24 protein-coding genes are annotated in these 25,420 nt (G+C 70.1%); 13 read left to right on the forward strand and 11 right to left on the reverse strand.

Annotation, left to right across the window (positions count from 1 at the left end):
* Nucleotides 1–95 precede the first annotated feature (95 nt).
* Nucleotides 96–563, forward strand: coding sequence for a hypothetical protein (locus tag EZM51_RS10580; protein WP_136708219.1), 468 nt, complete (start codon nucleotides 96–98; stop codon nucleotides 561–563).
* A 92-nt stretch (nucleotides 564–655) separates the two neighbouring features.
* On the opposite strand, the gene EZM51_RS10585 is transcribed toward EZM51_RS10580, so the two are convergent.
* Nucleotides 656–1,588 carry a site-specific DNA-methyltransferase gene (locus tag EZM51_RS10585; protein WP_169053866.1) on the reverse strand — a complete coding sequence of 311 codons (933 nt, stop codon included), beginning with the start codon at nucleotides 1,586–1,588 and terminating at the stop codon, nucleotides 656–658.
* A gap of 69 nt (nucleotides 1,589–1,657) precedes the next feature.
* Here EZM51_RS10585 and EZM51_RS10590 point away from each other — a divergent pair, with 69 nt between their 5' ends.
* On the forward strand, nucleotides 1,658–2,161 hold the full coding sequence (locus tag EZM51_RS10590; RefSeq protein ID WP_136708220.1) for a flavodoxin domain-containing protein: 504 nt from the start codon (nucleotides 1,658–1,660) through the stop codon (nucleotides 2,159–2,161).
* A gap of 29 nt (nucleotides 2,162–2,190) precedes the next feature.
* On the opposite strand, the gene EZM51_RS10595 is transcribed toward EZM51_RS10590, so the two are convergent.
* The 3 genes from EZM51_RS10595 to EZM51_RS10605 all read right to left on the reverse strand — a co-directional run bounded on the left by EZM51_RS10595 (nucleotide 2,191) and on the right by EZM51_RS10605 (nucleotide 4,710).
* Entirely contained in the window at nucleotides 2,191–2,511 is a 321-nt protein-coding gene (locus EZM51_RS10595) for a hypothetical protein (RefSeq protein ID WP_136708221.1), read from the reverse strand.
* A 188-nt stretch (nucleotides 2,512–2,699) separates the two neighbouring features.
* Nucleotides 2,700–3,749 carry a biotin/lipoate A/B protein ligase family protein gene (locus tag EZM51_RS10600; protein WP_136708222.1) on the reverse strand — a complete coding sequence of 350 codons (1,050 nt, stop codon included), beginning with the start codon at nucleotides 3,747–3,749 and terminating at the stop codon, nucleotides 2,700–2,702.
* A 112-nt stretch (nucleotides 3,750–3,861) separates the two neighbouring features.
* Nucleotides 3,862–4,710 carry an alpha/beta fold hydrolase gene (locus EZM51_RS10605; protein ID WP_136708223.1) on the reverse strand — a complete coding sequence of 283 codons (849 nt, stop codon included), beginning with the start codon at nucleotides 4,708–4,710 and terminating at the stop codon, nucleotides 3,862–3,864.
* Nucleotides 4,711–4,904: 194 nt separating this feature from the next.
* Here EZM51_RS10605 and EZM51_RS10610 point away from each other — a divergent pair, with 194 nt between their 5' ends.
* Complete coding sequence (locus EZM51_RS10610; RefSeq protein WP_136708224.1) at nucleotides 4,905–6,194, forward strand: glycoside hydrolase family 6 protein; 1,290 nt, start codon at nucleotides 4,905–4,907, stop codon at nucleotides 6,192–6,194.
* A gap of 68 nt (nucleotides 6,195–6,262) precedes the next feature.
* On the opposite strand, the gene EZM51_RS10615 is transcribed toward EZM51_RS10610, so the two are convergent.
* Together EZM51_RS10615 and EZM51_RS10620 are read right to left on the reverse strand one after the other, a co-directional pair.
* Nucleotides 6,263–6,682, reverse strand: coding sequence for a PIN domain-containing protein (locus tag EZM51_RS10615; protein WP_136708225.1), 420 nt, complete (start codon nucleotides 6,680–6,682; stop codon nucleotides 6,263–6,265).
* Entirely contained in the window at nucleotides 6,679–6,912 is a 234-nt protein-coding gene (locus EZM51_RS10620; protein ID WP_136708226.1) for a DUF6364 family protein, read from the reverse strand. The genes EZM51_RS10615 and EZM51_RS10620 overlap by 4 nt, the downstream gene beginning before the upstream one ends.
* A gap of 99 nt (nucleotides 6,913–7,011) precedes the next feature.
* On the opposite strand from EZM51_RS10620, the gene EZM51_RS10625 reads away from it, so the two are divergent.
* On the forward strand, nucleotides 7,012–7,434 hold the full coding sequence (locus tag EZM51_RS10625; protein WP_349236064.1) for a MarR family transcriptional regulator: 423 nt from the start codon (nucleotides 7,012–7,014) through the stop codon (nucleotides 7,432–7,434).
* Between the two features lie 5 nt (nucleotides 7,435–7,439).
* Nucleotides 7,440–8,987 carry an MFS transporter gene (locus tag EZM51_RS10630; protein ID WP_136708227.1) on the forward strand — a complete coding sequence of 516 codons (1,548 nt, stop codon included), beginning with the start codon at nucleotides 7,440–7,442 and terminating at the stop codon, nucleotides 8,985–8,987.
* On the opposite strand, the gene EZM51_RS10635 is transcribed toward EZM51_RS10630, so the two are convergent.
* Nucleotides 8,980–9,849 carry a carbohydrate ABC transporter permease gene (locus tag EZM51_RS10635; RefSeq protein ID WP_248305613.1) on the reverse strand — a complete coding sequence of 290 codons (870 nt, stop codon included), beginning with the start codon at nucleotides 9,847–9,849 and terminating at the stop codon, nucleotides 8,980–8,982. The two genes, EZM51_RS10630 and EZM51_RS10635, sit on opposite strands and share 8 nt — an antisense overlap.
* A gap of 88 nt (nucleotides 9,850–9,937) precedes the next feature.
* Complete coding sequence (locus EZM51_RS10640; protein ID WP_136708229.1) at nucleotides 9,938–10,879, reverse strand: sugar ABC transporter permease; 942 nt, start codon at nucleotides 10,877–10,879, stop codon at nucleotides 9,938–9,940.
* 118 nt (nucleotides 10,880–10,997) lie between these two features.
* Between EZM51_RS10640 and EZM51_RS10645 the strand changes: the two genes are divergently transcribed.
* From EZM51_RS10645 to EZM51_RS10655, 3 genes are all read left to right on the forward strand, one after another.
* Nucleotides 10,998–12,050 carry a LacI family DNA-binding transcriptional regulator gene (locus EZM51_RS10645; RefSeq protein ID WP_136708230.1) on the forward strand — a complete coding sequence of 351 codons (1,053 nt, stop codon included), beginning with the start codon at nucleotides 10,998–11,000 and terminating at the stop codon, nucleotides 12,048–12,050.
* 217 nt (nucleotides 12,051–12,267) lie between these two features.
* Nucleotides 12,268–13,569, forward strand: a complete 1,302-nt coding sequence (locus EZM51_RS10650; RefSeq protein ID WP_169053867.1) for an extracellular solute-binding protein — start codon at nucleotides 12,268–12,270, stop codon at nucleotides 13,567–13,569.
* A 101-nt stretch (nucleotides 13,570–13,670) separates the two neighbouring features.
* Entirely contained in the window at nucleotides 13,671–15,260 is a 1,590-nt protein-coding gene (locus EZM51_RS10655; protein WP_136708232.1) for a hypothetical protein, read from the forward strand.
* A gap of 9 nt (nucleotides 15,261–15,269) precedes the next feature.
* Here the strand turns inward: EZM51_RS10655 and EZM51_RS10660 are convergent, their stop codons facing one another.
* The 3 genes from EZM51_RS10660 to EZM51_RS10670 form a co-directional block, all read right to left on the reverse strand.
* The gene (locus EZM51_RS10660; protein WP_136708233.1) at nucleotides 15,270–16,682 is read right to left on the reverse strand and encodes a cellulase family glycosylhydrolase; all 1,413 of its coding nucleotides are present in this window, start codon (nucleotides 16,680–16,682) and stop codon (nucleotides 15,270–15,272) included.
* A gap of 99 nt (nucleotides 16,683–16,781) precedes the next feature.
* Complete coding sequence (gdhA, locus tag EZM51_RS10665) at nucleotides 16,782–18,140, reverse strand: NADP-specific glutamate dehydrogenase (protein ID WP_248305590.1); 1,359 nt, start codon at nucleotides 18,138–18,140, stop codon at nucleotides 16,782–16,784.
* Nucleotides 18,141–18,250: 110 nt separating this feature from the next.
* Nucleotides 18,251–19,270 carry a LacI family DNA-binding transcriptional regulator gene (locus EZM51_RS10670; RefSeq protein WP_136708235.1) on the reverse strand — a complete coding sequence of 340 codons (1,020 nt, stop codon included), beginning with the start codon at nucleotides 19,268–19,270 and terminating at the stop codon, nucleotides 18,251–18,253.
* Between the two features lie 124 nt (nucleotides 19,271–19,394).
* Between EZM51_RS10670 and EZM51_RS10675 the strand changes: the two genes are divergently transcribed.
* Genes EZM51_RS10675 through EZM51_RS10695 form a run of 5 tightly spaced genes read left to right on the forward strand, consistent with a single transcriptional unit; the run spans nucleotide 19,395 to nucleotide 25,420 of the window.
* Nucleotides 19,395–19,823, forward strand: coding sequence for an L-rhamnose mutarotase (locus EZM51_RS10675; RefSeq protein ID WP_136708236.1), 429 nt, complete (start codon nucleotides 19,395–19,397; stop codon nucleotides 19,821–19,823).
* Nucleotides 19,820–20,986 carry an L-rhamnose isomerase gene (gene rhaI, locus EZM51_RS10680; RefSeq protein WP_136708237.1) on the forward strand — a complete coding sequence of 389 codons (1,167 nt, stop codon included), beginning with the start codon at nucleotides 19,820–19,822 and terminating at the stop codon, nucleotides 20,984–20,986. Before EZM51_RS10675 ends, rhaI begins: the two co-directional genes overlap by 4 nt.
* Nucleotides 20,987–20,991: 5 nt before the next feature.
* The gene (locus EZM51_RS10685) at nucleotides 20,992–21,936 is read left to right on the forward strand and encodes an alpha/beta hydrolase fold domain-containing protein (protein WP_248305591.1); all 945 of its coding nucleotides are present in this window, start codon (nucleotides 20,992–20,994) and stop codon (nucleotides 21,934–21,936) included.
* Nucleotides 21,933–23,987: a bifunctional aldolase/short-chain dehydrogenase gene (locus EZM51_RS10690; RefSeq protein WP_248305592.1), complete on the forward strand. Its 2,055-nt coding sequence runs from the start codon at nucleotides 21,933–21,935 to the stop codon at nucleotides 23,985–23,987. Before EZM51_RS10685 ends, EZM51_RS10690 begins: the two co-directional genes overlap by 4 nt.
* A complete protein-coding gene (locus EZM51_RS10695) occupies nucleotides 23,984–25,420 on the forward strand; it encodes a rhamnulokinase family protein (RefSeq protein ID WP_136708238.1) in 1,437 nt (478 codons plus the stop codon). The genes EZM51_RS10690 and EZM51_RS10695 overlap by 4 nt, the downstream gene beginning before the upstream one ends.

Genomic DNA, 25,420 nt, shown 5'->3' on the forward strand with positions numbered 1-25,420 from the left:
AGGAGGTCCCACCTCGCCGGAAGCGCGCCTGGCCCCGCCTGCTGCTGCCGCTGATTGCTGCGAGCCTGGTCGCGGCCGCTGCGCTGGCGGCCCTGGTGACGATCAGCATCACGTGGACGAACGAAACCGCCGAACTCAGCGACTCGCTCGAACGGGAGCAGTCACGAGCTGAGAGCCTGAACGGACAGCTCACGTCCTATAAGGAGCGCGAGCAGGAGCTCGTCGACCGGGAGGTCGCTGTCGAGGCCCGCGAGGTCGACGCTGACGACCGAGAGGTCGAGCTCGAACGTCGTGAGGCCGCCGTCTCGAAGGTCGAGCAGCAGGTCGCCGCGACGACGCTCAAGGACGGGCACGTCTACACGGTGGGTTCGACGATGGAGGCCGGCACATATCAGGCGAATCCAACGGGGGGCAGTTGCTACTGGGTGATCTACACCTCCGGCACGAACTACTCCGACATCGTGGAGAACGATTACGGCACCATGGGCAGCATCACCGTCACTGTGTCAGCCGGGCAGGACTTCAGGTCCAGCAAGTGCGGCGACTGGACGAAGGTGGGTTGAGCAGCGACGGCCCCGCGGGACATCCGCTGGATCGAGAGGGCGCGGATGCAGGGTGCGACCCTGCATCTGCGACCTCTCGATTCGCGCCCCCCTCAACCCGCGGCCGAGGCCGGCACGCCCTCCTGGAACTCGACGCCCGCGACATCCTTGAACCGCGCTCGCATGACCTCGATCGCCTCGGCGTTCTTCTCGACGAGCACGAAGCGGCGGCCGAGCGTCGCCGCCACCGCGCCCGTCGTGCCCGAGCCGGCGAAGAAGTCGAGCACCCAGTCGCCCTCGCGCGTCGACGCCTGCACGATGCGCCGCAGGATCCCCTCGGGCTTCTGCGTCGGGTACCCCGTCTTCTCGCGGCCCGTCGGCGACACGATCGTGTGCCACCACACGTCGGTCGGCAGCTTGCCGAGCTCCGCCTTCTCGGGCGTCACGAGCCCGGGCGCCATGTACGGCTCGCGGTCGACGGCGGACGAGTCGAACCAGTAGCGGGCCGGGTCCTTCACGTACACGAGGATCGTGTCGTGCTTCGTCGGCCACTTGCGCTTCGCCTTGGCGCCGTAGTCGTACGCCCACACGATCTCGTTGAGGAAGCACTCCCGCCCGAACAGCGCGTCGAGCAGCACCTTCGCGTAGTGCGCCTCGCGATAGTCGAGGTGCAGGTACAGCGTGCCGTCGTCGGCGAGCACGCGCCACGCCTCGGTGAGCCGCGGCTCGAGGAACGCCCAGTAGTCCTCGAACCGGTCGTCGTAGCGCAGCAGGTCGCCGCGGATGCGCTCGTACTGCTTGCCGGCGAACCCGGTGATGGTTCCGGATGACGCGGGGCGCGGGGCATCCGTCGCCTGCTCGTCGCCCGAGCCCTCGGCGAGCGCGGGCGCGACGACCCGCACGTGACGCGTGGCCCGCCGCGCCTGCATGCGCCCCGTGTTGAACGGCGGATCCAGGTACACGAGCGTGAAGCGCCCGTCGGGCAGGGTCGGCAGCACGTCGAGGTTGTCCGCATGGATGATGCGGTCGGGTTCGTCGGATGCCACGGCTCCAGTCTGCCAGCGGGTTCACCTCGTCGCGTGGTCGGCGTAGGGTGGCGCGGGAGGGGGTCCGACATGCGAGTGATGGTGGTCTACGAGACCATTTGGGGAAACACCGAGCAGATCGCGCGCGAGATCGCCGCGGGCATCGGGGCCGAGGCGGTCGATGTCGTGGATGCGGCATCCGCACCGCCCGCGATCGAGGACGATGTCGACCTGCTGGTCGTCGGCGGACCCACGCACGCGTTCTCGATGACGAGCGCGTCGACCCGCGAGTCGGCGCGGCAACAGGGTGCCACGCGGATTCCGGCGAACGGTATCCGGGAGTGGATCGAGCGGCTGTCGTCGCCCGGGAGCGCCGTGGCGGTGGCGACGTTCGACACGCGCACGGTCTCACCGCGGCTGCCCGGTTCGGCCGCGAAGAAGGCGATGAAGAAGCTCGTCGCGCTCGGGTTCCGGCCCGCGGCCAAGCCCGAGACGTTCGGCGTGCACGGCTACTCCGGACCCATCGCCGACGGCGAGCTCGAGCGCGCGAAGGCGTGGGGCGCCGGGCTCGAGGGCGTGCTGCCGCTCAGCTGAGACACGGCGTCCGCGGGCCGCGTCAGGACTCAGCCGCGGTCGATGTCGAGACGGATCCGGCCCCGGAACCGATCGGGGTGCTCTTCGTCGACGTCGTCGGCGGCGAACGCGATGCCCTTGTCACCGTCGCCGGGAAGGGGCGCCGGCGCGGGCAGGCGACTCTGCCGGTCGAGCTCGGCCTGCGCCTCGTGCTTGCGGGGCGCGAACACCTCGTCGCCGATCATCATGATGCCGCCACCGCCGCCACCTCGGCGGGTCTTGTCGGAGAGGTCGATCCAGCCGCGCCGCACGGCGAGCCACCCGGCGCCGACGACGAGCACGGCGATCCCGACCCACATCCACCACTCCACCCGGGTGATTGTAGCGGGGATCGCTGAGCCTTCCTCGGTGGGTGTGGAGGAGGCATCCGGATGCCTCGGCCGTCTCATTCTGCGGATATACGATCCGACACCCGGGGCGGCGCCCCGCAACTGCGGCGCGCCCGATCGTATATCCGCAGAATGGGACACGAGCGGATGCCACGGCACGGCGTCGCCGCTCAGGGCACGCGGTAGAGCCACTCCCGGGTGGAGAACTTCGCCTCGACCAGTTCCTCCGCCTCGGCGAGTTCGTCGGCCGCGACCGATCCCGGCGTCGCGCCGTAGAGTCCGGTGAACGTCTGCTTGAGCGCCTCGATGATCTCCGCCCGCGGCAGGCCCGTCTGCGAGCGCAGCGGGTCGACGCGCTTGGCCGCCGACGCGATGCCCTTGTCGCTGATCTTCTCGCGCCCGATGCGCAGCACCTCGAGCATCTTCTCGTTGTCGAGGTCGTACGCCATGGTCACGTGGTGCAACACCCCACCCGACCCGAGCCGCTTCTGCGCCGCACCGCCGATCTTGCCGGCCGGGCTCGCGATGTCGTTGAGGGGCTGGTACGTCGCCTCGACGCCGATCGAGCGCAGCCCCTGCAGCACCCAGTCGTCGAGGAACGCATACGAGTCGGCGAAGCTCATGCCCTGCACGAGCTCGGCGGGCACGTAGAGCGAGTAGGTGACGACGTTGCCCTTCTCCATCATCATCGCGCCGCCGCCCGAGATGCGTCGCACGACCTCGAAGCCGTGCCGCTCGGCCCCGTCGGGGTCGACCTCGTTGCGCACCGACTGGAACGAGCCGATGACGACGGCCGACTCGTCCCATTCCCAGAAGCGCAGCGTGGGCTTGCGGCGCCCTTCGCCGACGCGCGTGGCGAGCACCTCGTCGAGCGCGAGGTGCAGCCGCGGCGGCACGGCCGGGTCGTGCACGAGCTCCCATTCGTAGTTCGACCAGGTCGTGGCATCCGTCATGGCCCGTCGCACGGCGACGGCGACGGCGTCGGCCGAGAAGCCGAGCATCACCGCGTCGGGGCGCAGTCCCTTCGCGACCGCCGCGGCGATCTGCTTGGCGTCGGATGCCGCGGGCAGGCCCTCGAGCGCCCGGTTGATGTCGTCGAGCGCCTCGTCGGGCTCGAGGAAGAAGTCGCCGGCCACCCGCGGGTTGCGGATGACGCCGTCGACCACGTCGAAGTCGACGACCACGAGCTTGCCGCCGGGGACCTTGTACTCACCGTGCATGGGGTCCAGCCTACGGTCAGCTTGCGCAGGAGAATGGGCCCCATCCTCGCAGTCAGCCGGGGATGCCGCCCATTCTCCTGCACGAGCTGCAGGGGTCGGGGCGCAGGCCGGGTCAGTCGACCGCGAATCGCTCGTCGAGCCAGCGGATGAGGTCGGCGCGCACCTCGGCGCGGTTCGTCTCGTTGAAGACCTCGTGCCGGGCCTCGGGGTACACGATGAGCTCGACGTCGACGAGTCCTGAACGGCGGCGGTAGCTGTCGGCGAGCTTCTCGGCGCTGCGAGCGCCGCCGAGGGGGTCGTCGGAACCCACCATGATGAGGACCGGCAACTCGGCGGGCAGCGCCCGCGCAGGCCGTCCGAGGAGGCGTGCGGCGTCGACGAGTCCGAAGAGCTTCTGCAGCGACACCTCCGTGGTGTACGGGTCGGCCATGAATGCGGGCGGCACCTCGGGGTCGCGGCTGAGCCACTCCACGGGCGTCGTCCCGAGATGGCGGTGCCGGCGGTTGAGGTCGCCGCCGTTCATGTCGAGCAGGGTGCGGTGCGCGGTGCCGGTGAGCACGACGGCGTCGAACTCGTCGGGGTACCGGTTCAACAGGATCTGGGCCATGAGGGAGCCCCACGAGTGGCCGAGGAGCACGAGCGGGAGGCCGGGTGCCTCGGCGTCGCGGATGACGGAGGTGAACCGGTGCACGGCCTCGATCGCCGCCCGCAGCCCGCCCGGACCCAGCCGGCCCATGCGGGTGAGGTCGCCGCCGTGCTGCTCGAAACCCGTCTGCCCGTGGCCGCGGTGGTCGTCGGCCCACACCGAGTACCCGGCGTCGTTCAGCGCCTGGATGAGCTCGGTGTAGCGGCCGATGTGCTCGCCGACGCCGTGCGCGAGCTGCACCACGGCGGTCGCGTCGGGCACGCGCCACGACTGATAGTGGATGCGGACCCCGTGGTCGTCGGTGAACGTGGGCATGCGGCCATTGTCGCAGTCGCGGCATCCGCTGCTCGACTCTCGCCGCGAACGCTTCGGCACGCCGCCCACCGTCGAGGCGTCCGGCAACCCTCGCCCTTGACGCGAACCCGGACCAGGAGCAAGGTAGATCATCAACCGGCCGTGAGAGCGCTCTCACTCCGAGCGCGAGGCCAGAAACCGAGCAGGAGGAACCGATGTCGCTTCCACCGATCTTCAGACGAGCCGCCGCGACGTCCGCCGCCGCGCTCGCCGCTGTCGCCATCGCCGTCGCGCCCGCACCCGCGGCGCTCGCGGCGAACGACGTACTCCATCCCGGAGCCGAGCTCTGGGTCAATCCCGACAGCACCACCATCGAAGCCGCCGCGGAGCTGACCGGCCAGGCCCGCACCGACGCGCTCCTGCTCGGCTCCTTCCCGAGCGCCACGTGGATCAACGGCGGCACGCCGAACGAGGCCAAGCGCGACGTGAAGCGCGCAGTCGCGGCCGCGCATGCCGCGCAGGAGGTTCCGGTCCTCGTCGCCTACAACGTGCCGTTCCGCGATTGCGCCCAGTACTCCGCCGGCGGCGCGACGAGCGTCGACGAGTACACCGCGTGGATCGACGGCTTCGCCAAGGGCATCGGCAACAAGGATGCCGTCGTGATCCTCGAGCCCGACGGGCTCGGCATCATCCCCTGGTACACCACCGTCGACGGCGTGCTCGAGTGGTGCCAGCCCGCAGAGGGCGACCCCGCGACGGCGGCCGCCGAGCGGTTCGAGATGCTGAACTACGCCGTCGACACGTTCGCCGGGCTGCCCAACACGGCGGTCTACCTCGATGGCACGCACAGCGGCTGGCTCAACGTCGGCGACATCACCGACCGACTGCTGAAGGCCGGCGTCGAGCGGGCCGACGGGTTCTTCCTCAACGCGTCGAACTACCACTTCACGCCGAACCTCGTGGCCTACGGCACGTGGATCTCCTCCTGCGTCGCGCTCGTCACCGAGGTGCAGCCCGGGGCGTTCGGCGAGTGCGGCAACCAGTACTGGAACGGCGGCCCCGCCAACAACTGGACCGGCGTCGCCATGTCGCCGTTCGGCGAGTGGAGCGCGGATGCCGCCGACCCGGCGCTCGACACGGCCGGCGTCGACTCCCGCTACGCGCTCCAGCTCGGCGAGGTCGAGGCGACCACGCACTTCGTGATCGACACGAGCCGGAACGGGCAAGGGCCGTGGGACGCCTCGGGCACCGGCCTGGCGGTCCCCGAGGACTGGTGCAACCCGCCCGACCGCGGCCTGGGCCTGCGCCCGACGACCGACACGGGCAACGACCTCGTCGACGCGTACCTCTGGATCAAGATCCCCGGCGAGTCCGACGGACAGTGCCTGCGCGGCACGGCCGGCCCGACCGATCCCGTTCGCGGGGTCGTCGACCCGCCCGCCGGCGTCTGGTTCCCCGACATGGCCGCCGAGCTCATCGCGAACGCGGTGCCGGCGCTGCCGTAGGGTCCGTCTCCCGGAGACGACGGGGTGGCCGGGCTGCCGGTCGCCCCGTCGCACCCGATGACCGACGGTCAGCCCTCGAAGGGATTGCGCAGCTCGACCCCCGACACGCGCTGACCGTGATCGAGATCTTCGGTCCAGAGCACCGAGCAGTTCATCTGCGTCGCGCTCCGCACGATCATCGCGTCCCAGAACGAGCGCCGCGTCTGCTCGGCGATCTCACTCGCTGCGATGACATCGGCAGCGCTCGGTGTGTGCAGGCGCCACCGAGCGAGCGCAAGCACCCGTTCGCGAGCGCTCGCGGGTGAGAGCGGTTCGGCGATCTTCCGGGTGGCGTTGACGTAGAACTCCTGGAGCACCTGCACGCTGAGCACTCCCATGCGCTCGCGTCCGAGCCGACCGACGAGCTCGCGGGCACGGACGTGCCGCTCCCCGGCGGAGACGTCGTAGGCGTAGAGCAGGACGTTGGTGTCGACGAACTCGTGCATCATCGCGCGTGCGCATCTTCACGCGACAGCGTGGCCTCGCCGATCCGCGGCCCGACGCCCTCGCGCATGAGCCGCTCCTCCTCGGCCCACACGCCGTCGTACTCGACGTCGACGTGGGTCCTCAGCAGATCTGCGACGAGTGCCGACACCGAGGTGTCGTGTTCGGCGGCGAAGACCCTGGCGCGCCGGAACAGCTCCTCGGGGAGCGAGAGCGTGACATTGCGATTCGCCATGTGAACCAGTGTAACACTGGTTCACATGATCACCTCCGACCAGGGCGGCCGACCCTGGCGATTTTACTTAGCAAGACTAATGAGTTATGCTAACTAACCGTGGCGACCATCACCGAGCTGAGCACCGAACTGCGCATGGCGACCTTCCGGCTGTCTCGACGGCTGCGTGCCGAGAAGGCCGATCAGGCCCTCTCGGACGCCCAGCTCGCAGTGCTCGGCGTGCTCTACCGCCGCGGCGCCCGCACGCTCACCGAGCTCGCCGAGGCCGAGCGGGTCTCGGCGCCGTCGATGAACCGCACGGTGAACTGCCTCGAGGAGTCAGGGCACGTCGTGCGCACCGCCGACGAGGTCGACCGCCGCAAGTCCAACATCACGCTGACCGATGCCGGCCGCGACGTCGTGCAGCAGACGCTCTCCAAGCGCGATGCGTGGCTCACCACGCGCCTCCGGGAGCTCTCCAAGGAGGATCGCGCCGTCCTCGCCCGTGCCGCAGAACTGATGGGAGGTCTCGCCACCAGATGAGTGCCATGTTCCGTTCCCTCGCCATCCGCAACTACCGCATCTGGTTCATCGGCGCCCTCGTCTCGAGCGTCGGCACGTGGATGCAGGCCACCGCCCAGAACTGGGTCGTGCTCACCGAGCTCACCGACAACGACGCCTTCGCCGTCGGTGTCACGATGGCCCTGCAGTTCGCGCCGCAGCTCCTGCTCGTGCCCGTCACCGGACTCATCGCCGATCGCTTCGACCGGCGCACCACGCTCATGCTGACGCAGGGCTCCATGATGATGCTCGGCCTGGCACTCGGCGTCCTGCTCGTGACGGGCGTCGCCCAACTCTGGCACCTCTACGCCTTCGCCCTCGCGCTCGGCATCGTCAGCGCCGTCGACACGCCCGTGCGCCAGACGATCGTCACCGACCTCGTGTCGAGCTCGCACATGTCGAATGCGGTGGCGCTGAACTCCGCGTCGTTCAACACCGCGCGGCTCATCGGACCCGCGGTCGCCGGCGTCCTCATCGTGCTCGTCGGCTCGGGGTGGGTCTTCATCGTGAACGCGGCAACGTTCCTCGCGATGCTCGGTGCGCTCGCGCTGCTCCGGACGGACTCCATGCGCCAGCACGCGCGGGGCCCACGGCAGCGCGGGCAGTTGGTCGCCGGATTCCGGTACGTCGCCGGCCGCCCCGACCTCGTGGTCGTCTTCGTCATCGTGTTCCTCATCGGCGCCTTCGGCATGAACTTCCCGATCTTCGCGTCGACCATGGCGGTCGAGTTCGGCCGTGGCGCCGGGGAGTTCGGCCTGCTCTCGTCGATCCTCGCGATCGGGTCGCTCGCCGGGGCCCTGCTCGCCGCCCGACGCGATCGGGCGCGGCTGCGCGTCGTCATCATCGCCGCGGGGTTCTTCGGCCTGGCCGCGCTCATCGCCGCGCTGATGCCCACGTTCTGGACCTTCGCGGCCTCGATGGTGCTGATCGGCTTCGGCGTGGTAACGATCCTCACGACCGCCAACGGCTACGTGCAGTCCACCACCGACCCGGCCCTCCGCGGACGGGTCATGGCGCTCTACATGGCGGTCATGGTCGGCGGCACCCCGGTCGGCGCACCCATCGTGGGCGCTGTCGCCGACGCCTTCGGCCCCCGGTGGGCCCTCGGCGTCGCGGCATCCGCCGGGGCGACGGCCGCACTGATCGGCCTGGGCTGGCTCATCGTCGCGCGGGGAATGCACCTGGCGAGGCATCCGCGTGCCCGCTGGCGGCCCGTCGTGCGGTTCGCGGATGCCCCGACCGCTGCCCTCGCGGCGATCGCGACGCAGCCCGTCGAGGTCGTGCGCGACCTCGAGGCCGAGCAACGCGAACGCGAGCACGCCCTGGTGCCGCCCGTGCCCACCGATCGGCTCGTGCCCGCCGACTTCTCGGAGCAGGTCGCGCTCACCTCGCCGATCCCGCTCACGAAGCCGGGCCATCGAGACGCCGCCTCACGCGAGTCCGGAACCCGCGAGCCCGGCACCCGCGAGCCGATCCACCGCGACGGTCGCCGCGGCGAGACCGGCCCGCGGTGCGAGGCCTCGCCGGCTACTTGATGCCGGTGGTCGCGAACCCCTTGATCAGGTAGCGCTGCCCGATGAGGAACGCGAGGAACAGCGGGATGAGGCTGACCACCGACATCGCGAACATCGCCCCGTAGTCCGACGAGGACTGCGCGTCGACGAAGCCCTTCAGCGCGATCGACACGGGGAAGTTCTCGCGCGTGCGCAGGTAGATCAACGGCCCGAAGAAGTCGCCCCAGGTCCAGATGAACGTGAAGATCGCGGTGGTGGCGAGCGCGGGCACCATGAGCGGGAGCGTGATCTGCGAGTAGATCCGGAACTGGCCGGCACCGTCGATGCGCGCCGCCTCGAAGATCTCCTTCGGGAGGCCGCGGATGAACTGCACCATGAGGAAGATGAAGAAGGCGTCGGCAGCGAGGAACTTCGGCACGATCAGCGGCAGGAACGTCTCGAGCCAGCCCAGCTCGCGGAAGATGACGAACTGCGGCACGAGCACGACGTGGAACGGCAGCATGATCGTGCCGAGCATGATCGCGAAGAACGCGTTGCGCCCCCAGAATCGGAGCCGGGCGAAGGCGTACGCGGCCAGCGAGCACGAGATGAGGTTGCCGACGATCGCGCCGAGCACGAGGATCGACGAGTTGACCAGGAACACGCTGAACGGCAGTTGCTGCGACGTCCAGCCGTGCAGGTAGTTCTCGAACGTCAGGTCGCCGGTGAAGATGCTGAGATCGCTGAAGATCTTCTCGTTGGGCTTGAACGACGAGACCACGAGCCAGATGAGCGGGTACACCATCACGACCGAGAGCGCGATGAGCCCGGCGTGCTTCAGTACCGACATCCATCGGCGGCGCGCGATCCCCGCGTCGGGCTGATCGACGGATGCCCCGACCATCGCCCGGGTGGTGGGCGGCTCGATCGTTGAGCCCGTTGACGTCATGGTCGCGTTCCCTTCGGTGGTCGTACGCGAGGCGCGGTCGAGTTCAGTCGTCATAGAACACCCAGTACTTCGAGAGCCAGAAGTTGAGGCCGGTGATGGCGCCGATGACGAGCAGGAGGAACCACGCCATGGCCGAGGCGTAGCCCATGTTCAGCTCGGTGAACGCCTGCTTGTAGAGGTAGAGCGTGAAGAACATCGTGGAGTCGCTCGGACCTCCGGTGCCGCCCGAGACGATGTACGCCTGCGTGAACGACTGGAAGGCGAAGATCACCTGCAGCACCAGGTTGAAGAAGATGATCGGCGTGAGCAGCGGCAGCGTGATCGAGAAGAAGCGGCGCACCCGGCCGGCGCCGTCGACCTCGGCCGCCTCGTAGAACATGTCGGGGATCTGCCGGAGCCCCGCGAGGAAGATCACCATCGGCGAGCCGAACGTCCAGATGTGGAGCACGATGATCGTGCCGAGTGCGAAGTCGGGATGCGCGATCCAGCCGGGACCCTCGATGCCGAACCAGGAGAGGAAGCCGTTGACGATGCCCTCCTTGCCGAACACCTGACGCCAGAGGATGGCGATCGCGACCGACCCGCCGAGCAGGCTCGGCAGGTAGAAGACCGACCGATAGAAGGAGAGTCCGCGCATGCCGCGATCCAGCAGCATCGCGACGCCGAGCGCGAGGGCCAGCTGCAGCGGCACCGAGACGAAGACATAGACGAGCGTGACCCGGAACGAGTTCCAGAGTCGCGCGTCGCCGAGCATGCGCACGAAGTTGTCGATGCCCGCCCAGGTCGGCGGCTGCAGCAGGTTGTAGTCGGTGAACGCGAGGTACAGCGACGCCAGCATCGGACCTACGGTGAAGACGAGGATGCCGACGAGCCACGGGAGCAGGAAGAGGAATCCCGCCTTGTTGTCAGGATGCTTCTCCTTGACCCGTGGCCCGCTCGAACGCGCCGCACGCGCCAGCGTGCGGAGTTCGCCGAGACTGCTCATCACGACCTCCCTGTCAGAGCTGAGAACCGCTACGCTCGTGAAAGCGGTTTCTCGCGCTGTCTGATTTTTGTTGCACGCACCGCGATTTGTCAAATACGTTCCTTGAGTGAGGAGACCGATGGCTCGACGAGGCACCACCACCACGATCGCCGACGTCGCCCGACATGCGGGCGTCTCGCCGGCGACCGTGTCGCGCGTGATGAACGATCGATTCGTCGGGGAGCCGTCGGTCGCCGATCGCGTCCGCCGATCCGCGACCGAGCTCGGGTACTCGCCGAGCCCGCTCGCGCGCAGCCTCGCCCTCGGCGAGACCCACACGGTCGCGCTCCTCGTGCCCGACATCCGCAACCCGGCGTTCCAGGCCATCCTCGGCGGCCTCACTCGCGCCGCCGCGCGCGACGGCTACCGCGTGCTCGTCGCGGACTCCGCCGAGACGCCCGACGATGAACCCGTGCTCGCGACCGAGTTGCGCCGCCGCTGCGATTCGGTCGTGCTGTGCGCCCCGCGCATGCCCGAGGAGACGCTCGTCGAGCTCGCCGCGACACTCGGCCCCGTGGTGCTCATCAACCGACCGTCGCCGTCGGTCTCCGCCCCCTCGCTCTCCATCGACTACGGCGCGGGGATCACGGAGCTCGCGCAGCACCTGTACGACCAGGGGCACCGCACCTTCGTGTACCTCGGCGGACCCGAGCGCAGCGTCTCGAACGAGCGGCGGCGACGCGCGCTCGACGAGTTCGAGGCGACGATGCCCGACGTGATCCTGCATCGCATCAGCTGCGGCGCCGACACCGAGGACGGGCGACGCGTCGCGACCCTCGTCAGGGAGTCGGGCGCGACGGCCGCGATCGCGTTCAACGACCTCGTCGCCATCGGACTCGTCGACGGCCTCGCCGCCGAGGGCGTGCGCGTGCCCGAGCACCTGTCGGTGACCGGGTTCGACGACATCCCGTTCGCGCGCTACACGTCGCCGCCCCTCACGACCGCCTCCGTCCCCTACGAGGAGCTGGGCATGCAGGCGTGGCAGCGGCTGCATGCCCTCGGCCGCGACGAGGCTCCGGGCGACGATGTGCTCCTCCAGCCGCGGGTCGCGATCCGCGGGTCGACCGCCGCGCCGGGCCGGCGCGCCGGCATCGGCAGCGGTGCCGCCGCGGAGACCGTCGGCTCGAGCTGACGCGGTCTCGGCGCCCTCTGCAACGTTTCAGATTCCCCGAGGATATTTCGTTGACACCCCAACATATCGATGCTAGTTTCCCGAGAAAGCGGTTTCACAGGATGATCCCCAGGTCGTGTGCACCGCCCCTCCGCGACGAATCCGACGTCACGGAGTACAGCACCGGGACCGCGGGAACGCGGCCCTCGATCACATGGAAAGAGGCGCAATGACGCGTATGACACGCTCCGTTGCACGACGGACGACGCTGGGCGTCGCCCTGACCGCGACCCTGTTCCTGACCGCATGCTCGGGCACCGCCTCGGGCGAGTCCGGCGGGTTCGATCCCGACGAGGAGATCGAGCTCCACATCGCGTGGTGGGGCAACGACGAGCGCTCGGCGATCATGGCCGACGCGATCGACCTCTTCGAGGAGGAGTACCCGAACATCACGGTCGTCGAGGAGCCCGTCGGCGCCCCCGACGACCTGTTCAACCGACTCGCCACGGACTTCGCCTCGGGCACCGCGCCCGACGTGTTCGCCCTCGGCGGGGCCAAGCCCCAGGAGTACGGCGCGGCCGGCGCCCTGCTCGACCTGTCCACGGTGAGCGAGCAGCTCGACACGAGCAAGTACGAGGACTTCACGCTCACCAACGCGATCGTCGACGACACGCTGTACGGGCTGCCCACGGGCGGCAATGCCATCGGCGCGCTCATCAACACGACCATCTTCGAGCAGGCCGGCGTCCCCGTGCCCGGTGACGACTGGACGTGGGAGGACCTGGTCGCGGCGGCGAACGAGATCTCGGCGAAGGTCCCGGGCGTGGTCGGCCTCGACCTGCGCGTGCAGGACATCCTCGGCACCTACGTCGCCCAGTACACCGAGGAGGGCATCTACGGCTGGGACGGCGAGCTCGCCACCGACGCCGAGATCATCCAGCAGTGGTACGAGCTCGAGCAGGAGCTCGTCGAAGGCGGCGGACTGCCCGACCCCTCGGTCATCGTCGAGCACTGGAACGTGACCCCCGACCTGTCGTTGTTCGGCACCGGCAAGGCCGCGATCACGTTCGCCTACAACAACCAGATCGGGTCGTACGCGGCCGGCACCGGCGGTGCGGACATCCAGATCGTCGCCCCGCCCACGTCGACGGGCGTCTCGGGCGTCGCCGTGCTGCCCTCGCAGTTCTGGGCGATCGCGTCGGAGACGAAGCACCCCGAGGCATCCGCACTCCTCGTCGACTGGCTGCTCAACCAGCCCGAGCCGGCGAAGATCATCCTCGCCAACCGCGGATTGCAGTTCAACCCCGACATCCTCGGAGTCGTGAAGCCGCTGCTCGCCCCGGCCGACGCGCAGTCGGCGGAGTACCTCGAGAAGGTGCTCGAGATCGGCGTGGTCGCACCCCCGCAGCCGGCGGGCGGCGCGATCCTCAACGAGTTGTCGCAGCGCATCGAGTCGGACATCCTGTTCGGCAAGACGTCGGTCGCCGACGGCGCCGCGCAGTGGGTCTCGGAACTCGAGGCGGCACTCGCGGCCGGCTGACCCGACCCGCTCCCCCGGTGCGCGGCCGTGGGCGATCCCCCCAGATCGCCCACGGCCGCCGTTCCGATTCCCGGCTACGATCTCCCGAAGGCCCCAGCATCATGTCGCACTCCACTCCCGTTCTCGAGCGCCTGCGCGCCTCGTCGGTGCGCCTCGGCGACGTGCGCTTCGCCGCCCTCGGCGGTCCCCTCGAGGCGGCGTGGCAGCAGGCCGTCGACGAGCTGGCCCGCTGCATCCTGCCGCTCGACGGCGACGTGCCCGTGCTGAACGAGGGGGGCGTCTACCTCGGCAGCTGGATGGAGAGCACCGCCACCATCAACGCCGAGGTGCTCGACCGCTTCGACCCCGCGGTCACCCGCGACACGCACCTGCAGTTCGCCGCACACCAGCGCGGCGACGGACTGCTCCCCTACAAACTCACCGCCGATGGCGCCGGGTACGCCCAGATCCAGATGGTCACGCCGTTCGCCCGCAGCGTCTGGCACCATTACCTCCTCGACGGGCGCGACCGCGAGTACCTCGCCACGATGTACGGCGCGCTCGCCCGCCATGACGCGTGGCTTGCGGAGCACCGCGACACGCGTGGCACCGGCGGCGTCGAGGCGTTCTGCACCTTCGACACCGGCCACGACCGGTCTCCCCGGTTCTGGGGCGTGCCCGACCAGACCCCGGGCGGCGACGCCGCCGCGTTCGATCCCGAGTCGGGGGTGCTGCCGTTCCTCGCGCCCGATCTCACCGCCAACGTCGCCTGCCAGCGCGCGTACCTCGCTCTCATCGCGGAGGAACTCGGCGACGATCCCACCCCCTGGCGCGCGAAGTCCGCCGCGAGCCTCGCCGCACTCGAGGCCTGCTTCGACGAGACCGACGGATGCTGGTACGACGTGGATGCCGCGGGCCGCCACGTGCGCGTGCAGTCCGACGTGCTCCTGCGCGTGCTCGCGAGCGAGGTCGGCGACCACGGGTTCTTCACGTCTTCGCTCGAGCGGTACCTGCTGAACTCGCGCAAGTTCTTCTCCGCGTATCCGTTCACGTCGCTCGCGCTCGACGACCCGCGGTTCGACCACGACTTCCACGCGAACTCCTGGGGTGGACCCGTCAACTTCCTGACCCTCATCCGCGCTCCGCACGCCTTCGAGCACCACGGCCACGTGGCCGAGCTCGCCTTCTCGCTCATGCCGGTCGTCGCCGCCGTGGCACGCATGGGACGGTTCCCCCAGGTGATGAGCCCGTGGACGGGTGAGCCGGGCTACACCGAGCAGTACTCCCCGGCCATCCTGTGGCTGCTCGACACGGTCGAGCGGCTCTTCGGGATCCTGCCCCGGCCCGACGGGGAGCTCTGGTTCACGGGCATGGTGCCGCGGCGGGTCGACCACCACGATGTCGCCGACGAGCTCGCCTACGAGCGCACCGTCGACGGCACGCGCTTCGAGCTCGTGAACACGGGCACCGAGGCGGTCGGCTATCGCGACGGCCGCCAGTTCCTGCGGATGCCGCACGGGCTGCGCGCCGTCACCGACCGCGCCGGGCGCCTGAGCGCCCTCGTCGGCATGACCGCTCGGCCGGTCGCCGGGGCTGTGCACCTGGACGGCGAGGAGTTCTCCGTCGAGATCGCGGGCAACGAGCGGGTCGAGCTCGACGGCGCCCGTGTCATGCGGCGCTCGGGACCAAGGGTGGTGCTGCCGCGCGCCTGAGCCGCCGGGTCAGGCGCGCGCCGCGGCCGGCTGCAGGTGCTCGCGCAGCACGTCGGAGAGCCCGGTGCGCTCGATGCAGCGGTCGAACCGGAACGACGCGGCAAGGCCGGCCGCGGCATCCGGAGTCAGTCCCCGGAAGCGATCGCCGAAGCGCTCGGCCAGGGGCTCGGCCAGCAGGATGTGCCGCACGAGCACGGCGATGTGCGGCTGGCGGCCCCAGGGCCACGGCGCATAGCCCGGGAACTCGGCGTCGAAGACCGCGTCGATGGGATCGAGGATGTCGCGGACGCCCGCGTCCGACCCGCCCCACGAGTCGATGCCGAGCCGTTGCTTCGTCTCGAGCTCGGGACGGATGAGCTCGACGTAGTCGCTGTCGGGCCGCGCGTGCACGAGGCCCTGGAGGCCGATGTCCTTGTACGTCCAGAGGGCCCAGCTCGCGCCGTGGTCGCGGTAGATCTCGAGCTGGTCGCGCAGCAACTGCAGGCGCCACGGGTCCTGCGACCGGTCGGTCGAGTACACGGGGCCGAACTCGCCGATCCAGATGGGCGTGCCGGTGCGGCGCATGTATTCGGTTCGGCGCAGGAACGTCTGCTCCACGACCGAACGGTCGAAGTACTCGCCGCGTGTCGTGCCGGGGTACTCGGTCGCGCTCGTGATGCCGGGCAGCGCGTAGTCGTGCGCCGTGTACACGGTGTTCGGCAGCGGCTCGCTGCGCGCGTCGAAGGCGCTGAAGTCGGTCGAATACTTGTTGCCGTCGAGGAACAGCACGTGCCGGGGGTCGATCGCGCGGATCGCCCGCTCGAGCCGGTCGTAGAACCGCGGCAGCACCTCGCCGGTCTCGTCGGCGGGCTCGTTCACCGGGTTGTAGCCCGCCACCTCGGGGCGGTCGCGATAGCGGTCGGCGAGCGCCTCCCACAGGTGCACCACGCGGTCCTGGAAGTGCGGATGCCTCCAGAACGCGGCCCGGTGGGTGGGGTTGTCGCTGTGCCAGTGCTGGTTCTGCGCACCGGGCACGGCGTGCAGATCGAGGATCGAGTAGATGCCGTGGCGGGCGAGCAGCGTCACCACCCGGTCGAGGCGCTCGAAGCCCTCCTCCTTCAGCTCGAACGGCCGGGCGTCGTCTTCGAAGTGCCGGTAGTTGAAGGGGATGCGAACGCTGTCGATGCCGAGCGATGCGAGGTGCGCGGCATCCGCCTCATCGAAGAAGTCCCGGGTGAACGCCTCGAAGAACGCGTCGTACGCCTCGCGCCCCATGCGGTCGAGCAGGATGCGACGTATGTCCTCCTCGTTGCCCGGGTACCCCGTGATGAAGTTCTCCATGTTCATCCAGCCGCCGAGGCCGACGCCGGCGAGCCGGACCGCGGCTCCGCTCTCGTCGACGAGGTCGGTGCCGCGTACGGTGAGCCAGTCGAGACGGGTCATCGGTGTCCTCTCCCGGGTAGGTGGTCGGGTCGACCGTATCCGAGAAAGCGGTTTCTCGCAACGGGCGTCGATGACGGAGAGGCGAGGCCGATCGGGGCGTCAGATGACGCCGAGCGCGAGCATCGCGTCGGCGACGCGGATGAAGCCCGCGATGTTCGCGCCCACCACGTAGTCGCCGGGCGCGCCGTACTCGTCGGCCGTCTCGGCGGTGCGCTCGTGGATGCCCGCCATGATCTCGGAGAGACGCTCCTCGGTGTGCTCGAAGGTCCACGAGTCGCGAGACGCGTTCTGCTGCATCTCGAGCGCCGAGGTGGCCACGCCGCCGGCGTTGGCCGCCTTGCCCGGCCCGAAGAGCACCCCGGCCTCGCGGAACACCCGCACGGCGCCGGGCGTCGTCGGCATGTTCGCCCCCTCGGCGACGGCCACGAGGCCGTTCGCCACGAGCCGCGCGGCGTCGGCCTCGTCGAGTTCGTTCTGCGTCGCGCACGGCAGGGCGACGTCGACGCGCTCGTCGCCGGCGATCTGCCACACGGATGCCCCGGGCAGGAACCGGGCGCGCCCGCCACGCTCGGTCGCATACGCCTCGATGCGCTCCCGGCGCCGCTCCTTCACGTCGCGAAGCAGCTCCAGGTCGATGCCGTCGGGATCGTGGATCGACCCCGACGAGTCCGACGCGCCGACCACGACCCCGCCGAGCTCGTGCACCTTCTCGATCGCGTAGATCGCGACGTTGCCCGAGCCCGACACGAGCACCCGCGCGCCGTCGAACGAGCGTCCGCGGGTCGCGAGCATGTGCTGGGTGAAGAACACCGCACCGTACCCGGTGGCCTCGGTGCGCACGAGCGAGCCGCCCCACGTGACGCCCTTGCCCGTGAGCACGCCGGACTCGTATCGGTTGGTGATGCGCTTGTACTGGCCGAACAGGTAGCCGATCTCACGTGCCCCGACGCCGATGTCGCCGGCCGGGACATCCGTGTACTCGCCGACGTGCCGATAGGCCTCGGTCATGAACGACTGGCAGAACCGCATGATCTCGCCGTCGGACTTGCCCTTGGGGTCGAAGTCGCTGCCGCCCTTGCCGCCGCCGATGGGCATGCCCGTGAGGGCGTTCTTGAAGACCTGCTCGAAGCCGAGGAACTTCACGGTGCCGAGCAGCACGCTCGGGTGGAAGCGAAGGCCGCCCTTGTACGGGCCGAGGGCCGAGTTGAACTGCACGCGGAACCCGCGGTTGATGCGCACGCGCCCCGTGTCATCGACCCACGGCACCCGGAAGATGATCTGCCGCTCGGGTTCGCAGACGCGCTCGAGGATCGACGCCTGCACGTACTCGGGGTGCTTCGCGAGCACGCGATCGAGCGAGCCGAAGACCTCGTGCACGGCTTGGTGGAATTCGGCCTCGCCGGGATTGCGGGCGAGGGTCTGGGCGTAGACGTCGTCGATCGTGGTCTTGGGGCTCACGCGCGGGTCCTTCCATCGATGGGATGCCACGTGGTGCTGGCCGAGCGCGGCTCGATCCACCATAACCAGACAGGCGTTGAGGATCCGCTGTGTGACGTGACGGCCGCGGCTCAGCGCGCCGGGCCACGGGTCGAGTCGCGCACGACGAGTTCGGGCTGGAACACCACCCGCTCGGGTGCGTGCTCGCCGTCGGATGCCGCGGCCTCCTTCAGCAGCAGGTCGACCGCCGTGTAGCCGATGAGCGCGGCGGGCTGGCGGATCGACGAGAGCGGCACCACGGCGGCGGCGGCGAAGTCGATGTCGTCGTAGCCGATGAGCGCGATGTCGTCGGGGACCCGCACGGACCCCAGCATGTTGAACGCCTGCAGCACGCCCATGGCGAGCAGGTCGTTCGCGGCGAAGACCGCGTCGGGCCGATCGGCCGGCGGCCGCTCGCGGATCGCCTCGCCCGCGGCCCGTCCGTCGAGCACCGTGAGCGACGGCGTCTCGAGCACCTCGAGCACCACGTCGGGCGCATCGGCGACGGCCCGGCGTGCGCCCGCGAGCCGGTCGGCGACCTGGCGGATGGTCGTCGGCCCACCCACGAACGCGATGCGGCGCCGCCCCGTCTCGACGAGGTGGCGCACCGCGAGCTCGCCGCCCACGACGTCGTCGACCGACACCGACGAGAGACTCCGGTCCTCGGACACGCGGTCGACGAGCACGACCGGCGTCCCCCGTCGTCGCAGGCGCTGCACGCGCGACTCGTCGTCGCCGAGCGGCGAGATGAGCACGCCGTGCACGCGCTGCTCCTCGAAGAGGTCGAGGTAGGAGCGCTCGCGATCGGTGTTCTCGTCACTGTTGCCGAGCAGGATCGTCATGCCCTCCTCGGCCGCGCGGTCCTCCGCGCCTCGGGCGACCTCGGTGAAGAACGGATTGCGCACGTCGAGGACGACGAGGCCGATCGACCGGCTCCGGCCCGCACGCAACTGCCGGGCGGCGTCGTTGCGCACGAACCCCAGCTCGTCGATGGCGGCGAGCACGCGCGCGACCGTGTCGGGCGCGACCTTGTCGGGCCGGTTCAGCACGTTCGAGACGGTGCCGACCGACACGGATGCCGCGGCCGCGACGTCTCGCACGCTCACTGCCATCAGTTGCCTCCCTCGTCGGAGTCTATGGAGTGCGAGCGCATCCGAAGACAGGAAAGCGCAATCCGCTTGTGCCGATCGGTGGCGTGTCGTATCGTTGAAACGATTCATGAACGATGGGAACAGGATGAACGGCTCAACGACGAGCGCGGGCTCGGCGCACGGCGACGGCGAGCGGGTCTGCTTCCAACTGCAGGTCGACCCCGCGCGCCTCGACGAGTACCGCGAACGGCACGCCGCGGTCTGGCCCGACATGCTCCGGGCGATCGAGGCCTCGGGCCGACGCAACTACTCCCTCTTCCTCCGCGAGGACGGCCTCCTCATCGGCTACTACGAAGTCGACGACGACCGGGCCGCGCAGGCCGCCCTCGCGAACGACCCGCGCACCGCGCCGTGGGAGGCGGAGATGGCCGGGTTCTTCGTCGCACTCGACGGCGCCCGCCCCGACCAGGGCGCCCCGCGGATTCCCGAGGTGTTCCACCTCGAAGACCAGCTCGCCGCGCTCGAAGCAGACGCGGCATCCGCCACCACCGACACAGAAGGCAGCAACTCGTGAGCACCATTCCGCAGTCCGTCCTCGATCAGCTCGAGATGCAGGCCATCGAGCTGCCGAGTTGGGCGTTCGGCAACTCGGGCACCCGCTTCAAGGTGTTCGGCACGCCGGGCACTCCGCGCGACCCGTACGAGAAGATCGCGGATGCCGCGCAGGTGCACGCCTACACGAAGCTCGCGCCGACCGTGGCGCTGCACATCCCGTGGGACAAGGTCGACTCCTACGACGACCTGCGCCGCCACGCCGAGGAGCACGGCGTGGCGCTCGGCACGATCAACTCCAACACGTTCCAGGACGACGACTACAGGTTCGGCGCCCTCACCCACGAAGACGCCGCCGTGCGGCAGAAGGCCATCGACCACCACTTCGAGTGCATCGACATCATGCACGCGACCGGCAGCCGCGACCTCAAGATCTGGCTCGCCGAGGGCTCGAACTACCCCGGCCAGGCCGATCTGCGCGGCCGCCAGGACCGCCTGCACGAATCGCTCGCCACGATCTACGAGCGCCTCGGCGACGAGCAGCGCCTCGTGCTCGAGTACAAGTTCTTCGAGCCGGCGTTCTACCACACCGACGTGCCCGACTGGGGCACGAGCTACGTCCAGGTCGCGGCCCTCGGCGACAAGGCCATGGTCTGCCTCGACACGGGCCACCACGCGCCCGGCACGAACATCGAGTTCATCGTCATGCAGCTGCTGCGCCTCGGCAAGCTGGGCTCGTTCGACTTCAACTCGCGCTTCTACGCCGACGACGATCTCATCGTCGGCGCGGCCGACCCGTTCCAGCTGTTCCGCATCATCTTCGAGGTGGCGCGCGGCGGCGGCCTCAACCACCCCGATGTCGCGTTCATGCTCGACCAGTGCCACAACGTGGAGGACAAGATCCCCGGCCAGATCCGCTCGGTGCTGAACGTGCAGGAGATGACCGCGCGGGCGCTGCTCGTCGACACCGTCGCGCTGCGCGCCTCGCAGGTGTCGGGCGACGTGCTCGAGGCGAACCGCATCTTCATGGACGCGTTCTACACCGACGTGCGCCCCGCTCTCGCCGAGTGGCGCGAGTCGCGCGGACTCGCGGCCGACCCGATGCGCGCGTTCGCGGCATCCGGTTACCTGCAGAAGATCGCCGAAGACCGCGTCGGCGGCGTGCAGGCGGGTTGGGGCGCCTGAGCACCATGTCGTTCGAGATGGCCGAGTCGTACGGCGCTGCCGGCGGACTCGTGCGGGTGTACCCGGCGGATGCCGCGGCGGCGCGCCCGACGGCCGGGCTGGTCTGGGTGCACGGCGGCGGGTTCGCCGCCGGCGACCTCGACATGCCCGAGGCCGACCGGGTCTCCCGCGAGCTCGCGGCTCGGGGCGTCACGGTCGTGTCGGTCGACTACCGACTGGTGGGCGACGGATGCCGCTACCCCGCCCCGTCCGATGACGTGATCGCGGCCTGGAGGTGGACGCTCGGGCACGTCGACGAGCTCGGCATCGCCCCCGCCCGGGCCGCGCTCGGCGGAGCCAGCGCGGGTGCGAACCTCGCGGCGGGTTCCACGCTTCGGATGCTCGCTCGCGCGACCGTGGGCGAGGGCGCTATCATCGACTCCGCCGGCGGGGCGCCTGCGCCCGGCGCCACACCCGAGGTCGCGCAGGAGACGCGCGCCCTGTCGGCGAACCTCGACCTGCCCGCGGGCGTCTTCCTCGCCTACCCGACGCTGCTGGCGGTGCAGCCGACGCCGGACGCAGCGCTCCGCGCCCTGCTGGACGCGAACCCCGAGGCCGACACGTTCGGGCCGGCGCGGGTCCGCGCGATGTACGAGGGTTACCTCGGCGGGCCCGTCGAGGACGCACCGCTGCCTGCGGTGCCGGGTCTCGCCGCGGCATCCGACCTCGCGGGTTTCCCGCCCGTGCTCATGGTGAACTCCGAGACCGACGAGCTTCGCGTCTCGGGCGAGGTGTTCGCCGCCACGCTCGCCGAGGCGGGCGTTCCCGCCGAGGTCGTGACCGAGCCCGGCACGCGGCACGGGCACCTGAACCGACCCGACGAGCCCGCGGCATCCGTCACCATCGAGCGCGTCGTGCGCTGGCTCGACGCCCTGACCACCGATTCGACCACCGAAGGATCCACCCCATGACGAACCAGGCAGCTGCCGACCTCATCGCGCGGTCGAACCGCCTCGGCGCCGACCCGAAGAACACCAACTATGCCGGCGGCAACACCTCGGCCAAGGGCACCGAGACCGACCCGGTCACCGGCGAGCCCGTGGAGCTCCTCTGGGTCAAGGGCTCGGGCGGCGATCTCGGCACGCTCACCGAGCAGGGCCTCGCGGTGCTTCGCCTCGACCGCCTGCGCGCGCTCGTCGACGTCTACCCCGGCGTCGACCGCGAAGACGAGATGGTTACGGCGTTCGATTACACGCTGCACGGCAAGGGCGGCGCCGCGCCGTCGATCGACACCGCCATGCACGGTTTGGTCGACGCGGCGCACGTCGACCACCTGCACCCCGACTCGGGCATCGCGATCGCGACGGCCGCCGACGGCGAGGAGCTCACACGCAAGATCTTCGGCGACCGGGTCGTGTGGGTGCCGTGGCGCCGGCCGGGATTCCAGCTCGGGCTCGACATCGCGGAGGTCAAGGCCGCGAACCCGCAGGCGATCGGCTGCATCCTCGGCGGGCACGGCATCACGGCCTGGGGTGACACGTCGGAGGAGTCGGAGCGCAACTCGCTCTGGATCATCGACACGGCCGCGGCGTACATCGCCGACCACGGGAAGGCCGAGCCCTTCGGAACCGTCTTGCCCGGTTACGAACCCCTCGACCCGGCCGAGCGCCGCGCCAAGGCTGCTGCGCTCGCTCCGACCATCCGCGGGCTCGCGTCGCATGACCGGCCCATGGTCGGCCACTTCACGGATGCACCCGAGGTGCTCGACTTCCTCGCACGAGCGGAGCATCCCCGCCTCGCGGCGCTCGGGACGAGCTGCCCCGACCACTTCCTGCGCACCAAGGTGAAGCCCATGGTGCTCGACCTTCCGGCTGCGGCATCCGTCGACGAGTCGATCGCCAGGCTGAAGGAACTGCACGAGGCGTACCGCGCCGACTACCGAGCGTACTACGAGCGCTTCGCTTCGACCGGCTCAGCGGACGAACCGGCGTCGCCCGCGATGCGCGGCGCCGACCCTCTCATCGTGCTCGTGCCCGGTGTCGGCATGTTCTCGTACGGGGCGAACACGCAGACCGCGCGCGTCGCCGGCGAGTTCTACCTCAACGCGATCAACGTGATGCGGGGCGCCGAAGCCCTCTCCACCTACTCCCCCATCTCGGACGCCGAGAAATTCCGCATCGAGTACTGGGCGCTCGAGGAGGCGAAGCTGCAGCGCTTGCCGAGGCCGAAGCCGCACGCGACGCGCATCGCGCTCGTCACCGGCGCGGCATCCGGCATCGGCAAGGCCATCGCCACCCGCCTCGCGGCCGAGGGCGCGTGCGTCGTGATCGCCGACCTCGACCTCGAGAAGGCGCAGGCCGCCGCGGCCGAACTCGGAACGACGGATGTCGCGATCGGCGTGCAGGCGGACGTGACGGATGCCGCGGCCGTGCAGCGGGCGGTCGACGACGCGGTGCTCGCCTTCGGCGGGCTCGACCTCGTGGTGAACAATGCGGGCCTGTCGCTGTCGAAGCCGCTGCTGGAGACCACCGAGGCCGACTGGGACCTGCAGCACGACGTCATGGCGAAGGGCTCGTTCCTCGTGTCGAAGGCCGCGGCCCGGGTCATGATCGAGCAGGGGCTCGGCGGCGACATCGTCTACATCTCCTCGAAGAACTCGGTGTTCGCAGGACCCAACAACATCGCCTACTCGGCGACGAAGGCCGACCAGGCGCACCAGGTGCGGCTGCTCGCGGTCGAGCTCGGCGAGTACGGCATCAAGGTCAACGGCATCAACCCCGACGGGGTGGTGCGCGGCTCGGGCATCTTCGCGTCGGGCTGGGGCGCGAACCGCGCGAAGACGTACGGGATCCCCGAGGAGGACCTCGGGAAGTTCTACGCGCAGCGCACCATCCTGAAGCGCGAGGTGCTGCCCGAGCACGTCGCCAACGCGGTCATCGTGCTCACCGGCCCCGAGCTCAGCCATACCACGGGCCTGCACATCCCGGTCGACGCCGGGGTCGCCGCGGCGTTCCTGCGATGATCGCGGGCACCGTCGCGGCGGTCGACCTCGGCGCGACGAGCGGTCGCGTCATCCTCGGCCGCGTCGACGGTCGGGCGGGCACGCTCGAGCTCGACCAGGTCGCGCGGTTCCCGAACGGGCCCGTGCGACTCGCCTCGGGCCTGCACTGGGACTTCACCGGGCTCCACCGCGATCTCACCGCCGGTCTCGCCGAGGCCTTCCGCCGCGACCCCGCGATCGCGTCGATCGGCGTCGACGCGTGGGCGGTCGACTACGCGCTGCTGCGCGGCGGCCGCATGCTCGGCGAGCCGTTCCACTACCGCGACGACCGCAACGAGGTCGGCGTCGAACGGGTGCACGCGATCGTGCCGTTCGACGAGCTCTACCGCCGCAACGGGCTGCAGTTCCTGCCGTTCAACACGCTGTACCAGCTCGCGGCCGAGCAACAGCAGCACAATGGCTGGCTCGACCTCGCCGACTCGTTCCTGCTCATCCCCGACCTCATCGGGTTCCAGCTCACCGGCGCGAAGGTCGCCGAGCGCACGAACGCCTCGACGACCGGGCTCGTGGCGGTCGACTCCGGTGAATGGGACGACGAGCTCATCGAACGGCTCGGCTTCGCGGCATCCCTGTTCCCACCGCTCGTATCGCCGGGCGAGTCGCTCGGAGGTCTGCGATCGGATGTCGCGGCCGAGCTCGGCGCACCCTCGACCCTGGAGGTCGTCGCCGTCGGCTCGCACGACACGGCGTCTGCGGTGGTCGCGGTGCCCATGCGCGCCGAGTCGGCCGCGTACATCTCGTGCGGCACGTGGGGACTCGTGGGCGTCGAACTCGAGCATCCGGTGACGACGGATGCCGCGCGCGACGCGAACTTCACGAACGAGGGCGGCGTCGACGGACGGGTCCGCTTCCTGCACAACGTCATGGGCCTGTGGCTGCTCAGCGAGTCGGTGCGCTGGTGGGAGCGCGACGGCGAGACCGTCGAGCTCGCGGAGTTGCTTGCGGCCGCGGCATCCGTCACCGACCGCGTCGCCGTCTTCGACGCGAACGATCCGCGGTTCCTCGCCCCCGGCGACCTACCCGGCCGCATTTCGGAATGGTGCGCCGAGCACGGCGTCGCCGCCCCGCAGAGCCGTGCCGAGTTCGCGCGCTCGATCATCGAGAGCCTCGCCGAGGCGTTCGCGTCGGCGGTGCGCACGGCGTCAGTGCTCTCGACGGTCGATGTCGAGACGATCCACCTGGTGGGCGGCGGCGTGCTCAACGAGCTGCTGTGCCAGCGCACGGCCGACCGATCGGGCATCCCGGTGCTCGCCGGACCTGTCGAGGCGACCGCGATCGGCAACGTGCTCGTGCAGGCGCGTGCGCAGGGCTTCGCGAGCGGCGACCTCGAGTCGCTGCGCGCGCTCGTGGCGGCGGCGTTCGTGCCGAAGCGGTACGTGCCGCGCGCCCGCTGA

It is taken from the genome of Agromyces sp. H66, from assembly GCF_004959775.1.
In the GTDB taxonomy this organism is placed as follows: Bacteria; Actinomycetota; Actinomycetes; order Actinomycetales; family Microbacteriaceae; genus Agromyces.

Excerpts from the sequence above, each read along its gene's own strand:
- EZM51_RS10590 (WP_136708220.1), top strand. The coding sequence starts at position 1,658 with ATGCGAGTGATGGTGGTCTACGAGACCATTTGGGGAAACACCGAGCAG.
- EZM51_RS10600 (WP_136708222.1), bottom strand. The coding sequence starts at position 3,749 with ATGCACGGTGAGTACAAGGTCCCCGGCGGCAAGCTCGTGGTCGTCGAC.
- EZM51_RS10605 (WP_136708223.1), bottom strand. The coding sequence starts at position 4,710 with ATGCCCACGTTCACCGACGACCACGGGGTCCGCATCCACTATCAGTCG.
- EZM51_RS10610 (WP_136708224.1), top strand. The coding sequence starts at position 4,905 with ATGTCGCTTCCACCGATCTTCAGACGAGCCGCCGCGACGTCCGCCGCC.
- EZM51_RS10615 (WP_136708225.1), bottom strand. The coding sequence starts at position 6,682 with ATGATGCACGAGTTCGTCGACACCAACGTCCTGCTCTACGCCTACGAC.
- EZM51_RS10620 (WP_136708226.1), bottom strand. The coding sequence starts at position 6,912 with ATGGCGAATCGCAATGTCACGCTCTCGCTCCCCGAGGAGCTGTTCCGG.
- EZM51_RS10630 (WP_136708227.1), top strand. The coding sequence starts at position 7,440 with ATGTTCCGTTCCCTCGCCATCCGCAACTACCGCATCTGGTTCATCGGC.
- EZM51_RS10635 (WP_248305613.1), bottom strand. The coding sequence starts at position 9,849 with ATGGTCGGGGCATCCGTCGATCAGCCCGACGCGGGGATCGCGCGCCGC.
- EZM51_RS10640 (WP_136708229.1), bottom strand. The coding sequence starts at position 10,879 with ATGAGCAGTCTCGGCGAACTCCGCACGCTGGCGCGTGCGGCGCGTTCG.
- EZM51_RS10645 (WP_136708230.1), top strand. The coding sequence starts at position 10,998 with ATGGCTCGACGAGGCACCACCACCACGATCGCCGACGTCGCCCGACAT.
- EZM51_RS10650 (WP_169053867.1), top strand. The coding sequence starts at position 12,268 with ATGACACGCTCCGTTGCACGACGGACGACGCTGGGCGTCGCCCTGACC.
- EZM51_RS10655 (WP_136708232.1), top strand. The coding sequence starts at position 13,671 with ATGTCGCACTCCACTCCCGTTCTCGAGCGCCTGCGCGCCTCGTCGGTG.
- EZM51_RS10660 (WP_136708233.1), bottom strand. The coding sequence starts at position 16,682 with ATGACCCGTCTCGACTGGCTCACCGTACGCGGCACCGACCTCGTCGAC.
- EZM51_RS10670 (WP_136708235.1), bottom strand. The coding sequence starts at position 19,270 with ATGGCAGTGAGCGTGCGAGACGTCGCGGCCGCGGCATCCGTGTCGGTC.
- EZM51_RS10675 (WP_136708236.1), top strand. The coding sequence starts at position 19,395 with ATGAACGGCTCAACGACGAGCGCGGGCTCGGCGCACGGCGACGGCGAG.
- EZM51_RS10685 (WP_248305591.1), top strand. The coding sequence starts at position 20,992 with ATGTCGTTCGAGATGGCCGAGTCGTACGGCGCTGCCGGCGGACTCGTG.
- EZM51_RS10690 (WP_248305592.1), top strand. The coding sequence starts at position 21,933 with ATGACGAACCAGGCAGCTGCCGACCTCATCGCGCGGTCGAACCGCCTC.
- EZM51_RS10695 (WP_136708238.1), top strand. The coding sequence starts at position 23,984 with ATGATCGCGGGCACCGTCGCGGCGGTCGACCTCGGCGCGACGAGCGGT.